This is a genomic window from Sphingosinicella rhizophila (assembly GCF_032378825.1).
Classification (GTDB): Bacteria; Pseudomonadota; Alphaproteobacteria; order Sphingomonadales; family Sphingomonadaceae; genus Allosphingosinicella; species Allosphingosinicella rhizophila.
Genome location: NZ_JAVUPU010000004.1, coordinates 366,819 through 380,515, shown reverse-complemented (window position 1 = coordinate 380,515; position 13,697 = coordinate 366,819). Strand labels below are relative to the sequence as shown.

The 13,697-nt window shown below is 63.6% G+C and carries 11 protein-coding genes; 5 read left to right on the top strand and 6 right to left on the bottom strand.

The genetic code is table 11. The features are described 5' to 3' along the window. Nucleotides 1-313 precede the first annotated feature (313 nt). From glf to RQX22_RS10405, 3 genes are all read right to left on the bottom strand, one after another. On the bottom strand, nt 314-2,548 hold the full coding sequence (gene glf / locus RQX22_RS10415) for a UDP-galactopyranose mutase (protein ID WP_315726191.1): 2,235 nt from the start codon (nt 2,546-2,548) through the stop codon (nt 314-316). Nucleotides 2,549-2,810: 262 nt separating this feature from the next. Next, nucleotides 2,811-4,871 (bottom strand): NAD(+) synthase, encoded by a 2,061-nt coding sequence (locus RQX22_RS10410; protein ID WP_315726190.1) that lies wholly within the window; start codon nt 4,869-4,871, stop codon nt 2,811-2,813. Next, nucleotides 4,871-5,371, bottom strand: a complete 501-nt coding sequence (locus RQX22_RS10405) for a CinA family protein (protein WP_315726188.1) — start codon at nt 5,369-5,371, stop codon at nt 4,871-4,873. The genes RQX22_RS10410 and RQX22_RS10405 overlap by 1 nt, the downstream gene beginning before the upstream one ends. A gap of 80 nt (nt 5,372-5,451) precedes the next feature. On the opposite strand from RQX22_RS10405, the gene RQX22_RS10400 reads away from it, so the two are divergent. Beyond that, entirely contained in the window at nt 5,452-5,964 is a 513-nt protein-coding gene (locus RQX22_RS10400) for a hemerythrin domain-containing protein (protein ID WP_315726186.1), read from the top strand. A gap of 2 nt (nt 5,965-5,966) precedes the next feature. After that, nucleotides 5,967-6,254, top strand: coding sequence for a hypothetical protein (locus RQX22_RS10395; protein WP_315726183.1), 288 nt, complete (start codon nt 5,967-5,969; stop codon nt 6,252-6,254). Nucleotides 6,255-6,355: 101 nt separating this feature from the next. Here the strand turns inward: RQX22_RS10395 and RQX22_RS10390 are convergent, their stop codons facing one another. After that, the gene (locus tag RQX22_RS10390; protein ID WP_315726181.1) at nt 6,356-6,871 is read right to left on the bottom strand and encodes a hypothetical protein; all 516 of its coding nucleotides are present in this window, start codon (nt 6,869-6,871) and stop codon (nt 6,356-6,358) included. Between the two features lie 163 nt (nt 6,872-7,034). After that, nucleotides 7,035-9,221, bottom strand: a complete 2,187-nt coding sequence (locus RQX22_RS10385; protein ID WP_315726179.1) for a family 1 glycosylhydrolase — start codon at nt 9,219-9,221, stop codon at nt 7,035-7,037. A gap of 182 nt (nt 9,222-9,403) precedes the next feature. Between RQX22_RS10385 and RQX22_RS10380 the strand changes: the two genes are divergently transcribed. Continuing rightward, nucleotides 9,404-9,718 carry a PilZ domain-containing protein gene (locus tag RQX22_RS10380; RefSeq protein WP_315726177.1) on the top strand — a complete coding sequence of 105 codons (315 nt, stop codon included), beginning with the start codon at nt 9,404-9,406 and terminating at the stop codon, nt 9,716-9,718. A 54-nt stretch (nt 9,719-9,772) separates the two neighbouring features. Here RQX22_RS10380 and RQX22_RS10375 read toward each other — a convergent pair whose 3' ends face one another. Then, nucleotides 9,773-10,429 (bottom strand): arylesterase, encoded by a 657-nt coding sequence (locus RQX22_RS10375; RefSeq protein WP_315726175.1) that lies wholly within the window; start codon nt 10,427-10,429, stop codon nt 9,773-9,775. Between the two features lie 18 nt (nt 10,430-10,447). Here RQX22_RS10375 and RQX22_RS10370 point away from each other — a divergent pair, with 18 nt between their 5' ends. Both RQX22_RS10370 and RQX22_RS10365 read left to right on the top strand, forming a co-directional pair. Next, nucleotides 10,448-11,137, top strand: coding sequence for an ABC transporter ATP-binding protein (locus RQX22_RS10370; RefSeq protein ID WP_315726173.1), 690 nt, complete (start codon nt 10,448-10,450; stop codon nt 11,135-11,137). Next, a complete protein-coding gene (locus tag RQX22_RS10365; protein WP_315726171.1) occupies nt 11,134-13,629 on the top strand; it encodes an ABC transporter permease in 2,496 nt (831 codons plus the stop codon). The genes RQX22_RS10370 and RQX22_RS10365 overlap by 4 nt, the downstream gene beginning before the upstream one ends. Nucleotides 13,630-13,697: the final 68 nt, after the last annotated feature.

Here is a 13,697-nt window from a genome sequence, read left to right as displayed (position 1 = left end):
CGCTAGGCGATCCGGGCAGGCTAGGACTCAATCCAAATGCCGTCTGAAACGGGCCGTGCCGTCCTGGCACAATGGCGCGCTACCCCGTTAACCCTGCTGGAGCCCGCCCATCTTGGTTGAGTCTGGAGCTTGCCGTATCGAATATGAGGATAAAGGTACGCTCCGATAGCTCGATCCGGGCAAGCCCGGGTCGGGGCAACGAATCGAACTGGTGGACGTGAAAGAACGTCTCCGCAAGCTGGAGGCGATCGCCCGCGGCGTGGATCTATGACCGCCCCTCCCCCGCCTCCTTGGCGGGGGAGGGCGTGGGAGCTCATTCGGCGGCCTGAACCCAGATCGTGCTGTGCTGCTGTTCGAGACCGAATGCCTTGCGCCTGGCATCGAGCCGGCGGAAAGCGGCGAGTGCCTGGCCGACCACCTGGTCCATATTGTAATAGCGATAGGTCGCAAGCCGGCCGACGAAGGTCACGTCAGGCGTGGCATCGGCAAGAGCTTCATATTTCTTGAACAGCGCCTGATTTTCCGGTCGCGGCACAGGATAATAAGGGTCGCCTTCCGCGCTCGGATATTCGAAGGTGATACTGGTCCTGTCGTGCGTTTGCCCGGTCAGATGCTTATATTCGGTGATCCGCGTATAGGGTATCAGCGGATCGGGATAGTTGACCACGGCGACTGGCTGGAACTGTTCCTGATCGACGACCTTGTGCTCGAACCGCAGGCTTCGATAGGGCAATTTCCCGTAGCGGAAGTCGAAGAATTCATCGATCGGGCCGGTGAACACAATATGGCCGGCCTCGATTTCGGCGACGATGTCGCGATAGTCGGTGGCCAGCAACAGATCGATATTCGGATGGTCGAGCATCCTGTCGAACATGACGGTATAGCCATGTTTCGGCATGATCTGGTGCTTGTCGCCGAAATATCGGTCGTCGGTGTTGGTCCGAGTCGGGATCCGCGCAGTAACCGCCTTGTCGAGCTGGCTGGGATCCACGCCCCATTGCTTGCGGGTATAGCCCTGGAAGAAGGTTTCGTAGAGTTCACGGCCGACCGCCGATATGACCACATCCTCGGATGTCCTGATCTCCGCCACCGGCTCCGCCCGGGCCGCGAGATAGGCGGCGGCCTGCTCGTCGGTACGCAGGTCCAGTCCGAACAGCATGTTGAGTGTGGTGCGGTTGATCGGGATCGGCACCTTCTGTCCGCGCACCTCCGCGAGCACGCGATGTTGATAAGGCCGCCATTCGGTGAATTGCGAGAGATAGTCGACGATCTCGTCCGAATTGGTGTGGAAGATATGCGGTCCATATTGATGGATCAGCACGCCTGCCTCGTCGGGTCGGTCGTAGGCATTGCCGGCAATATGGGGCCGTTTGTCGACCACCAATACGTGCGCATCATGCTGGCTCGCCAGGCGCTCCGCGATCACCGATCCCGCAAAGCCGGCGCCCACGACCAGATAATCATATTTCTTCCGCGCGCCGGCCTTCAGGACGTTGGGCCCGGCGGCGGTAACCCGCGTCGCTTCACGGACCAGGCCGGCCATGCGCGCATGGGTGATGTCCCAGCTGATATTGGCGAGCTTGGCATCGACATCTTTCAGCCATTCGTCGCCCCCGCGCGCCAGGGCCAGTGCCTCCTCGCAGGCCTTGATGAAGGCTTCCGGACCGTCGGCGATGAAAACGGCGTCCAGATCGGCATAATGGCGGATCACGTCGGTGATCGGCGTCGACACGACGGGACGTCCGCCGGCCAGATATTCGGGAGTCTTGGTCGGGCTGATGAACCTGGTCGATTCGTTGATTGCGAAGGGCATCAGGGCGACGTCCCAGCCGCCAAGATAGACGGGCAATTCCTCATATTTCTTGCCGCCGAGATAATGGAGGTTGGCGCGGACCGGCAGTTCCGCCGGATCGATCTTCACCACCGGCCCGACCATGACGATCGACCATTCGGGATGCGCGTCGGCCAAGGCGGCGATCAGCGCAAGGTCCATGCGCTCATCGATCACGCCGTAGAAGCCCAGGCGGGGCCGCTTCAACGGGCCCTGGTCGTCGGGAAAGGCATCGACGGCACGCGCCTGCCCGAAATGGTGGCGGTCGACGCTGGAGGGAAAAGGATGAATGTTGGGATGACGATCCTTCTTCGCTTCATAGAGGCTGTAGCCACCTGTGAAGATGATGTCGGCGACGGTGAACAATTCGCGCTCCAGCGCCATGAGTTCGGGCGGGGCGAAGCGGAAATTGGCAAGCTCGTCCATGCAATCATAGACGGTGGACATGCTTTCGATATGCCGGGAGAAAGGAAGCATCATCGGCGTATAATACCAGCGGACGAAGGGTCCTTCCTCCCCGGCCAGGAAGGCGTCCAGCAATGCCTTGAGGGTCAGATCTCGCTCTGCCTCGCCAAGCCCTTCGGGCAAGGAGGGGGTGACGATTATGACTCCGGTTTCCGCACAGGTCCGGACGCCCAGTGCCGGCTCGCACTCGGGTAAAGCCGCCTCGGGTTCCTCCCAATAGATGACGCGCTGTTCCGCGGCGAAGCGGCTCATCAGATGTTGCGGCCGCTGGAAGACGAAATTCCATCGCAAGTGGGAAAAGCAGATCAGCGTATTCTGGTTTTTCGTTTGGGACGCGCCGGTATTCTGCCCCGGCATTGAAGCGGTGGAAAAGTTGATCAACGGGGGATTCCTGACGATTGAGTTTAGGTCAGGAAAACGAGTGCCCGAGCGAGCGAGTTCCCGAACAGCTGCCGAATTCTGACTAACTCAAATCAGCCCCAAGCTGGACTGGTTCGCGCGTGAGGCAGTCCGTTCAATCCCCGAACGCGGCTTTCAGTTCCGCAAGCCATGGGCCGGCGGTTCCGTCGGACGGAGCGCGCCAGTCGCCCCGCGGGCTTAGGCTGCCGCCGGCCGAGACTTTCGGCGAATTGGGGATGGCCGAACGCTTGAACTGGCTGATCTCGAAGAAACGGAACAGGAAGATTTCCAGCCATTTCCGGATGGTCGCCAGATCATATTGGCGCTTAAGCGCGTCGGGATAGCCGATCGGCCAACGCCCGGAATCCGCATCGCGCCATGCCCGCCAGGCAAGGAAGGCGATCTTGGACGGCGGCTGTCCGGCCCGCAGAATGTGGAAAAGGAAGAAATCGTTGAGCTCATAAGGGCCGATCATATCCTCCGTACTCTGCATCTCTCCTTTGTCGTCGGCGGGGACGAGTTCCGGTGAAATCTTGGTAGCGAGGATCGCCTCGAGCACCCGGTCGGTCTCAGCGTCGAACTGGTCGGTCTTGACCGCCCAGCGGATCAGATATTGGATCAACGTCTTGGGAACGCCGGCATTGACGCCATAATGGCTCATGTGGTCACCGACGCCATAGGTCGCCCAGCCCAAGGCGATTTCGGAAAGATCGCCGGTCCCGATGACGAAGCCGCTTCGCTGGTTGGCGAGCCGGAAGAGATAGTCGGTGCGCAAGCCTGCCTGCACGTTTTCGAACGTGACGTCGTAGACCGGCTCCCCCGAAGCATAAGGATGGCCCATATCCTGGAGCATCTGCATCGCCGCCGGCCTGATGTCGATCTCCTGCCCGACGATGCCCAGCGCCTTCATCAACGCCCAGGCATTGGCCTTGGTCGCGTCGGAAGTCGCGAATCCGGGCATGGTGAACCCCAGGATCGTCGATCGGGGCAGGTCCAGATAGTCGCAGGTCTTCGCCGCCACGATCAAAGCGTGCGTGGAATCGAGGCCGCCGGACACGCCGATGACAAGATGCTTGCCGCGGGTGGTCGTGAAGCGCTTGGCCAGCCCCTGGACCTGGATGTTGAAGGCCTCGTAGCAATCCTGGTCAAGCTGCTCGGCCCGGTGGGGCACATAGGGAAAGCGCCGGACCGGCCGTTCGAAGCCGATGTCGGACATATTGGGTCCATGCTGGAACCGGATGCGCCGCACCTTCTTTTCCGGGTGGCCGGCGGCGACCGCATTGTCGTTGAAGGTCGGCATCCGCATCCGCTCGAGCCGGAGACGCTGAACGTCGATGTCGGCGACGGCGATCTCCGGATCGCGCGAGAAGCGGCTCGATTCGACGAGCAGATCACCCATCTCGTAGATCGATCCCTGTCCGTCCCAGGCAAGATCGGTAGTGCTCTCGCCCGGTCCCGAAGCGGCATAGACATAAGCCGCGCAGCAGCGGGAACTTTGGGAGGCGCATAATAATTTGCGCTCGTCCGCCTTGCCGATGGTGATGTTGGATGCCGACAGGTTGCACAGGATCAGCGCGCCGGCGAGCGCGCCCGTCGTGGAAGGCGGCTGGGGCGCCCAATAATCCTCGCAAATCTCCACATGGAAAATGAAGTCGGCAAGATCGTCTGCTGCGAAGACGAGGTCGGTGCCGAACGGCACGGTCTCGCTGGCGACTTCCATCTCCATCCCGTCGAGTCCGACCCCGGACGCGAACCAGCGCTTTTCATAATATTCCCGGTAATTGGGAAGGAAGCTCTTGGGCACGACCCCCAATATGCGCCCCCGCGCGATGACCACCGCTGTATTGTAAAGGCGCCCGTTGCGCCGCAGCGGCGCACCGACCGCGAGCACCGGCGCAAGGTCCGCGGTGGCACGGCAGATCTCGGCAAGTCCTGCTTCGACCGCGTCGAGAAACGCTTCCTGCAAATGGAGGTCGTCGACTGCATAAGAGGATATGTTCAGTTCCGGGAAGACGATCAGGTCGCAGCCTCGGTCATCGGCCTCGCGCGCCAGAGCGACCGTCTGCCCGACGTTGTACGTCACGTCGCCCGAGCTTGCCAAAGGCGTCGCCGAAGCGACGCGGACGAAGCCGTGGCGATGGATCGCTTCGAAAGGGGGCGTCTTCGCCTTCGCCATCACAGCATCTCCGTCATCATTTCGATCGCCACCTTCATGCAGGCGACCCGCGTAGCACCTCTGCCGACGGGACCGAAATGTTCCTCCCGATGGGCGGTCACGCGACCGGCCCGGGCGCAGCCGAAATGGACCAGGCCCGGCTCGTCGCCGGCGTCCGCGAAGCCGGTGATCGCCAAGGCGATATGAGCGCGGCTATTTTCCAGCGCCCCTTCCGCCATGGCGATCGCCACCGCTTTCGAAACGGCGCCTTCCCGTTCGATCAGCGCCTCGGGTACGCCCAGCATTTGCGTCTTCGCTTCTTCGGAATAGGTCACGAACCCGCGATCGAAAGCATGGGCGACGCCCTGAACATCGGTCAGCAAGGATGCCAGCATGCCGCCCGTGCAGCTTTCGGCAGTGGCGAACATGAGGTCGCGATCGCAGGCCTTGGCCAGCAGCCGCCGCGTCGCTTCCTCGATCTCGTCGGGAAGAACAGGAGAAAGGGTTTCGGTATCGTTCAAGACTATATTCCACCGGCTTCGAACCGTCGCTGGAACCGGCGTGCCATTCCGAATGTTCCAGAGGAAATGAGGAGGCACAAATGGCTGGTGAAGGCAAGCAGGACGCACTCAAGCTCTTGAGCGAGGATCACCGCAAGGTCGAAGATCTGTTCGAGAAGTTCGAAAAAGCAAGCGGCGACGGCCGCAAGGAGAAACTGGCGCGCGAGATCTGCCTTGAGTTGAAGGTGCATACGGCGATCGAAGAGGAGATTTTCTACCCCGCCCTGCGCGGCAAGATTTCCGACGACGATCTCGACGAAGCCTATGTCGAACACGACGGAGCCAAGATACTCATCAACGATATCGAGGCGGGCGGTCCGGACGACGATTATTATGATGCCAAGGTGAAAGTGCTCCAGGAGCAGATCGAGCATCATGTGAAGGAGGAAGAAAAACAGCACGACAATATCTTCACCCAGGCGCGAAAGGCGGATGTCGATCTGGAGGCGCTCGGCGAACAGATGGCGGCGCGCAAGGCTGCGCTCATGGCGAAGGCCGAGGCGGCCGGTCTGCCGCCGGCTGAGCCTGCCACCCTCGAAAAGCTGGAGGGCTGAAGATGGCGTGGACTCGCAACAGTGCAATCGCCACCGGTATCGGCGCGGCGGCCGCCGCAGGCCTCGGCTACCTGGCCAGTCGGCTTTGGCGGCGTAGCGGCCATGAAAAGGGAAGGGCCGCTCTGTCCGGCGCCGGCGCGGCCGGCGCGGTCGGGGACTCGGGCGCGGCCCGGTCCGCCGGTCCCGAGGAGATGCGGGATCCGCCCAAGGAATGGGACGAGGTCGATCAGGCTTCCGACGAAAGCTTCCCTGCCAGCGATCCCCCCAACCTCAGTCCGCACGTCGACTGACCGCGACAGGTCCGTGCCCGATTCATCGCCTTGCGAACGGGTCTCTTCCTGCGGTTGCTGATTTTCGGGCCGACGGGCAATGCCGCTTGGCTCGAAAAGGATCAGACCGGTGTTCCGCCCTTGGTCGGCGCGTCCTTGGCCGGGCCGTCGGTCAGGATGGTTCGGCGAGCCAATTTGAGTTCGCGCAGGGCCACTGCCGTCGAATAGCCCCATACCAGGTGCGCCGAGATCATCAGCGCATTGCGTCTAGGGGGATGCTTCGTCGCCGGTTCGAGGATGCCGACAGCGGGGATCCAGCCCATATAGCTGGCGATCCATATCGCCAGGCCAGCGGCCGTGCCGGTCCGCTTTCCCGGGTCGGGATTTGCCGCGGCGATCAGCGCGCCCATGACCGCTCCATAAGCGAAATGGGCCGCAGTCGCGACGTCCTTGGCAGCGGCGCTAGTCATCGCAAGATCCGCCCCAGCGGCCGACGAATCAACGATTTCGCGCGGCGTCAGCGGATAATCTTCCTTCGCCGGCAGGCGATCATGCAGACGGCGCATCGCCGCTGTCATCGCCAGCGTGGCGGCAAAGCCCGCAATGCCTCCCACGAGGAGGCGGCTTCCTAGCTTCATCTGGTCGCTCAATACTGGATCTCCGGCGCCATCATGAAAATGGGCGGGTCTGTGTAAACGCCGCGACGAGGATTGCGAACCGCCAATCCCGATCGGAGCCTCGCGCTTCCGCCGATGACGCAAATCAGACTCCATTCAAATGATCTAGCGGCGAAGGACGGTCTCATTCGGCGGCCAGTTCCATCGGCTGCCTCGCCACCAAGCCGTCAACCTCCCCCAGAAAGGCGTCAATGGCATGGTCGAGGGGGCGGAGCAGTGCGCCGCGGCTGCTCGCCAAGGCTGTTATGGCGGGTTGCGACGTGCGGACGGGCAGGACGAGCGACGGGTCATAGCCGGCGCCCTGGGCGATACGATGGGCGAATTCGTGCCAACTGAGCTGGCCCTGGTTGGCGAGATGCCACAGCCCCGCTTCGCCGTCTATCAGGAGGTCGAGTGTCGCGTGGCAGAGATCCGGGACGTAGGTCGGCGAGATCTCGGTTCTGGAGCAGGCTCTCACGGCCTCTCCCTGCGCCAGCGCGCCCAGCACGGCATGGGCGAAATTATATCGGTCCCAGGGTCCGAAGAAGGCGCTGGTCCGGATCAGCAATGCCTGCGGCGCCAGCGCCAGGACCATGCTTTCGGCGCGGGCCTTGCTGATGCCATAGGTGCCGGTCGGGCGTGGTTCGTCGTCTTCGGTATAGGGCCGTCCGAGGCGTCCGTCGAACACCAGATCCGACGAGAATGTGACGAGGGGTATGCCGGCATCGGTGCAGGCCCTCGCCAATCTTTCGGGACCGATCGCATTGGCGGCGAAACAGGCCTCCTGCTCATGCTCGGCATCGGCGACGCGGACGAAACCCGCGGTGTTGACGATAGCCCAGGGCCGATGGCGCAGGATCGCCGCTTCGATCGACGCGGCGTCGCAAATGTCTAGGTCCGACCGGTTGGTGAGGCAATAAGGCAGGCCGCGATGTTGGCAGATACGTGCGAAGGCAGTGCCGAGCGTTCCCGTCGCCCCGGTGATCAGCAATGGCCGGCCGCCATGTTCGAGCCGGCGGCAGCGGCCGTTCCAGGGATAGAGGCGTTCGGGGCGCCGCCACCATCCGGGGGCGTCGAGCACAGGGTGGTCGAAGGGGGCTTTCGCTGCCAATGCCTTTGCCGCTTTGGCGACTAGCGTCGGGCGTGGCTTTTCGCCCCGCGCATCGAAGGCGCCTACGTCATAGACGCCGTCCTTACGCGTCAGCAGGGAGCGCCAGTCGACATTGCCGAACAACGACCACAAGGTGACGGCACGAAGGTCGATTCCCTCGCCTTTCAGTTGCTCCGCCGTCCGCCAGACCTCGACGAACCAGCGCAGCTGCTCGTCGCGCGTGCAGCCATGATGGACTTCGGTGACCGCGATCGGGATGCCATAACGTTTCCACGCCTCGCGCAATCTGGGTCCGATGCCCGTTTGCGCCGTCAGTCTTTCCACCCGGACAGCCTCAGCGTCGATATAGGAATCCCTTCCGTTTCCGCCGAGCTGTGCATCGGGATACAGGGCCGTGCGGTCGTCGAGGAATCGCTCGCTGGTCAGATAATGGTTGATGCCGATGATGTCGGGCCTGGCGGCCCCGTCCGCCAACCTGTCGATCTCCTTCCCGCTTATGCCCGCATCGGACATCAGGCGGCGCCATGGGTGGCGATCGTCGACCTTGCCGCAGAGCAGGTCGAAGCTCAGCCAGCGCCGTTCGTTCTCGTGCGCGGCCTGGTAGCGCAGCCGAGCGGTCGAGAAGGTCTTTCCCAGATCCTCGGTCTGCACGAGCAAGGCCGTCGGATTGACGGCGCGGATCGCCCGCATCGCCTCTGCGACGCCGCTGCATTGGTTGACGAGAGCCCGGAGGAAGGATGGATAGTCGCGGCGATGCGGGTACCAAAGACCGTAGAGAGCCGAAAAGCGTGCGGTAGTGAGCGGCTCGTTGACCGGGGTCCACATCTCGATCCAGGGATAGCGTTCCGCCACCCGCGCCGCATAGTCGCCGAGCTTCGCGGGAAAATCCGGATCCAGCAAATGGGTGTGGCGCGGCCCCGAGCCATGATGGACGAGGCCGCCGATAACGTTGATGCCGCGCTCGCGGAGTATCGCCAACCGTTCGTCGGTCCAGCTGAAGTCGAACTGCCCGCTACTGGGCGCCACATTTTCCCACAGGATCGGATAGCGTATCGTGCCGATGCCAAGATCGGTGATCAGATCCAGGTCGCCGGGTCTACGGACGTGTCCGGTCTCCGCCACCTGATCGCGATATTCGTCGCCGACCCTGGCGATCGTGCATTCGATACCGCCCCAAAGCTCCAACTGCGAAGTCTCCCGCGTCGCTTTCGTGCCGGGCATGAAGAGGTCTCTATCTTGTGACAATGTCGTAACGAACACGCCTCGGTCCCGCGAGTTCCTTGGCTGTAAAGCAGGTTAGGGAATTCTCGAAAAAGCTTGGTGGCGGGTATTTCCCGATGCGGCGCTAGTATTTCAGTAATTCCTTTCGGTCATGAAGGGGTTCGAAGTTTCGGAGTCCTTTCATGGCCGCCCAGCAAATGTCTCTCGCCCGCGTCCCGATCCATCGCTCGTCTGCGCGTAACGTCGATCAACGCAGCGAGCCCCGCTACGCCGATCTCGTCGACAATGCGGTCCTCTTCCTGCGCGGCGAGCGTCATCCGGTTCGGGTGATCAACATATCGTCGCGCGGAACCATGATCGAAACCGATCTCATGCCCCGCCTCGGGGAGTCGGTGCTCATCCAGTTCGAAGCCTGCAGCCGCATCCACGCGTTCGTACGCTGGATCCGCGATGGTCGGATCGGCCTCAATTTCGGCCACGAGATCGTCCTCGGCTGAGGCTTGCTCGGTTGGGGCTTCGGGCCTTCCCGTCTTTCCGGACGCGGACGCTGCTCAGCTTCGCTTCCCCAGCGTCTCCAGTATATAAGGCAGGATCCTGGTCACCATCTGCTTGATGCCCTGGAAATTGGGGTGGATGCGGTCGGGCAAATTGAGCCCGGCATTGCCGGTCACGCCGTCGAGAAAGAAGGGATAGAGCGGCGCTCCGTATTTTTTCGCGAGGTCGGGAAAGATCCGGTTGAAGGCCGTCCCATAAGCCGGACCAAGATTGGGCGCTGCCATCATGCCGGCCACCAAAGTCCTTATGTTCCGCCGCTTGAGCTCGGCCAGTATGAAATCGAGATCGGCGCGTGTCTGGCCTGGCGCAATCCCGCGCAGCATGTCGTTTCCGCCAAGGGCGATGATGGCAAGATCCGGCTTCTGCTTCAGGCCGTCGAGCGTCCATCCGATCCGCGAGCGGCCGCCCGCCGTTGTGTCTCCCGAAACGCCGGCATTGACGACGAAGGCGGAAATGCCGTGGCGGCGCAGGGCGTCCTCCAGTTGCGGGGCGAAGCCTTGTCCCTGTTTGAGGCCGTAGCCCGCCGTAAGGCTGTCGCCGAACGCGAGAATATGGATATCCTTCGCATGCGCCGGCGCCGCCAGGCCGATCATCAGGAAGGCGGCATAGACAAACCAGGATCTCGGCCCATATGGCAGGGGGCGCAACGACATCGGATCTCCTTTCCCCTCATGACCAGCTCCTACGTGATCGATGCGTCGAATGTCACCCTTTCGCTTGGCTCGGGCGACGCGCGCGTCGACATCCTGCGCGGCATCGACCTCCGGGTCGCTGCCGGCGAAAGCGTCGCCCTGCTGGGGCCTTCGGGTTCGGGGAAATCGTCGCTGATGGCGGTGCTTTCCGGCCTCGAACGCGCGAGCGGAGGTGCGATCCGGATCGCCGGTCAGGACTTCACCCGCCTCGACGAAGATGGTCTTGCCCGTGCCCGCCAGGGCCGCATCGGTATCGTTCTCCAGGCCTTCCATCTCCTGCCCACCATGACCGCGCACGAAAATGTGGCGGTTCCGCTCGAGCTGTCGGGCGCGGACGATGCCTTCGCGATCGCCGCTGCGGAGCTGGCGGCCGTCGGCCTCGGCCGGCGGCTGACCCATTATCCGGCGCAATTGTCGGGGGGTGAGCAGCAAAGGGTCGCGATCGCGCGGGCAACCGCTCCCAAACCGGAACTGCTGTTCGCGGACGAACCGACCGGCAATCTCGACGCGGCGACCGGCAACGCCATTCTCGACCTCCTGTTCGAACGGCAGCGCGACACGGGCGCGACCTTGCTGGTCATCACCCACGATCTCGGCTTGGCGCGACGCTGCGGCCGCATTCTCGAAATGCAGGATGGCCGCATCATATCCGACCGCGGCAGCGGATGAGCCTGGCCCTGCGCCTTGCGCTTCGGGATCTGCGCGGCGGTCTCACCGGCCTTCGGCTTCTTGCCATCTGCCTGTTCCTGGGCGTCGCGGCATTGGCCGGTGTGGGGTCGCTGTCCTCGGCCATCGTCGCCGGCCTCAACGAACGGGGCCAGGCGATCCTCGGCGGGGACGTGCAAGTCAGCATGTCGCAGCGCGACGCGAGCGCGGAGGAGCTGGCAGTCTTTCGGGCGGCCGGCCGGGTGAGCCATGTCACCAGGATGCGCGCCATGGCATCGCGCCTGGACGGCAACGAAACCATCCTGGTCGAGCTCAAGGGCGTGGACCAAGCTTATCCGCTCTACGGCAATCTTCGCCTTGAGCCCGGCGCTCTCGCCTCCCGACCCTCCGCCAATCAGGTGGCGATCGGACCGGAGCTTGCCGACCGGCTTGCCGTCCGGATCGGGGACGACATCCGCATCGGCGCCGCGACCCTGCGCATCATCGGCTTCATCGCCGAAGAACCCGACCGGGTCGGCCAGGGCTTCGCCTTGGGGTCCACGGCCTTGGTCGATCGCACGGGCCTGGCTGCCACCGGCCTCGTCCAGCCCGGAAGCCTCTATACGAGCGCCTATCGCCTCCGCCTTCCTGCCGGAACAGCGCCGGATGCGGTGACCGAACGTTTCAAGACCCGTTTCAAGGATGCAGGATTCCAGGTCCAGGATCGGTCCGACGGCGCACCCGGTACGCGCCGCTTCATCGAGCGGCTCGGCCAGTTCCTGACGCTAGTCGGTCTTGCCGCCCTGGTGATCGCCGGCATCGGCGTCGGCAATGGCGTAACCTCCTACCTCGATTCCAAGAGCGGCACGATCGCGACACTGAAGCTGCTGGGCGCTACCAGCCGTACCATCTTCACATCCTATCTGCTCCAGATCCTCATAGTGGCTTCCGGGGCACTTGCCGCCGGCCTCGTTGCCGGCGCCGTCATCCCCTCTGCTGTGACCTGGATCGCCGGCGCTGCGCTGCCGGTGCCTCCGCGTCTTGCCCTCTATCCGACGCCCTTGCTGGTAAGCTTCTGCTATGGCCTGCTGATCGCCTTCGTGTTCGCGATCCTCCCCCTTGCCCGGGCTCGCGCCGTGCCTGCCGGTTCCCTCTTCCGCGGCAGCCTGGAATCGCTGCCCCGACCGTCCTGGCAGTGGATCGCCTTGGCCTCGCTCGCCGCCGCCGCCATCGCCGCCCTTGCCGTCACCACATCGCGCGACCCCGGCTTCGCCGCGATCTTCATCGCCGCCGCGCTTGGGCTGCTTCTGCTGCTGAGCATGATCGGCTGGCTGATTCGTGCCGGCGCGGCACGCTTGCCGCGCCCCGCCAGTCCGCTGCTCCGCCTCGCCCTCGCCAATCTCCATCGGCCGGGTGCCCAAACCGGCCGGCTCGTCGTCGCGCTCGGTCTCGGCCTCACGCTGTTCACCACCCTGGCCGTGATCGAAACCAATTTGTCGGGACAGATCCGGACGACTGTTCCCGATCGGGCGCCCAGTTTCTTCATGCTCGACATCCCGGTGGCGGAGGTTCCCCGTTTCCGCGAACTGGCGCGGCGCTCGGCTCCCGCGGGTGAATTGGTTACCATTCCCGCGCTTCGGGGAACGGTGGTCGCGGTGGGCGATCGACGGGTCTCGGAAATGCGGGAATTGCCGGAAGGCGCCTGGTTCCTGCGCGGCGACCGCGGTCTCACTTATGCCCGCGATCTCCCGGAAGGGAGCCGCATCGTCGCCGGCCATTGGTGGGCACCCGATTATCGCGGCCCGCCGCTCGTCTCGCTCGATGCCGAAGCGGCCCGCGCGGTCGGCCTCGGCGTTGGCGACCGGATGACCATTTCCATCCTCGGCCGGGAGATCGAAGCCAGGATCGGATCCTTGCGCGAAATCGACTGGGATACCTTGGGCTTCAATTTCATCATCGTTTTTGCCCCGGGCACGCTGGAACAATCGCCGCACAGCTTCACCGCGACCATTTCCATGCCGCAAGACCAGGAACGGGTGTTCGCGCGCACGATCTCGAAGGCTTTTCCGTCCGTTTCGATGATCCGGGTGAAGGAGGTCGTCGAAACCGTGGCGGGCATGTTCGAACAGTTGAGCGTCGCCGTCCGTTCGGCGGCGAGCGTCGCCATCCTGGCCGGGATCGCCGTCCTGATCGGAGCGCTGGCGGCCTCGCGCCGTGCCCGCATCTATGACAGCGTCATCCTCAAGCTGCTCGGCGCCACCCGCGCCCGAATCCTCGCCGCCCAGGCGCTGGAGTTCGGGGCGCTCGCCCTCATCCTGGCGACAGTCGCCTTTTTGCTCGGCGCCGCTTCGGGCTGGTACGTCGTGGTGGAGGTGCTCGAACTGGAATGGGCGCCGGATTGGGGCGTCGTCCTGGCCGTTCTCGTGTCGGGCGCGATCGTGACCCTGCTGCTGGGCCTGCTCGGATCCCTGTCGGCGCTTTCTGCCCGCCCCGCCCAGGCCCTGCGCAACCTTTAGCGAGAAATCGGGTTGCTCGCGTCATCGGCGCGGCGGCGCTATAGCGCCCGCGAACTGAGGAAGGAATC

Excerpts from the sequence above, each read along its gene's own strand:
- RQX22_RS10370 (WP_315726173.1), top strand. The coding sequence starts at position 10,448 with ATGACCAGCTCCTACGTGATCGATGCGTCGAATGTCACCCTTTCGCTT.
- RQX22_RS10365 (WP_315726171.1), top strand. The coding sequence starts at position 11,134 with ATGAGCCTGGCCCTGCGCCTTGCGCTTCGGGATCTGCGCGGCGGTCTC.
- RQX22_RS10400 (WP_315726186.1), top strand. The coding sequence starts at position 5,452 with ATGGCTGGTGAAGGCAAGCAGGACGCACTCAAGCTCTTGAGCGAGGAT.
- glf (WP_315726191.1), bottom strand. The coding sequence starts at position 2,548 with ATGAGCCGCTTCGCCGCGGAACAGCGCGTCATCTATTGGGAGGAACCC.
- RQX22_RS10385 (WP_315726179.1), bottom strand. The coding sequence starts at position 9,221 with ATGCCCGGCACGAAAGCGACGCGGGAGACTTCGCAGTTGGAGCTTTGG.
- RQX22_RS10375 (WP_315726175.1), bottom strand. The coding sequence starts at position 10,429 with ATGTCGTTGCGCCCCCTGCCATATGGGCCGAGATCCTGGTTTGTCTAT.
- RQX22_RS10410 (WP_315726190.1), bottom strand. The coding sequence starts at position 4,871 with ATGGCGAAGGCGAAGACGCCCCCTTTCGAAGCGATCCATCGCCACGGC.
- RQX22_RS10380 (WP_315726177.1), top strand. The coding sequence starts at position 9,404 with ATGGCCGCCCAGCAAATGTCTCTCGCCCGCGTCCCGATCCATCGCTCG.
- RQX22_RS10390 (WP_315726181.1), bottom strand. The coding sequence starts at position 6,871 with ATGAAGCTAGGAAGCCGCCTCCTCGTGGGAGGCATTGCGGGCTTTGCC.
- RQX22_RS10395 (WP_315726183.1), top strand. The coding sequence starts at position 5,967 with ATGGCGTGGACTCGCAACAGTGCAATCGCCACCGGTATCGGCGCGGCG.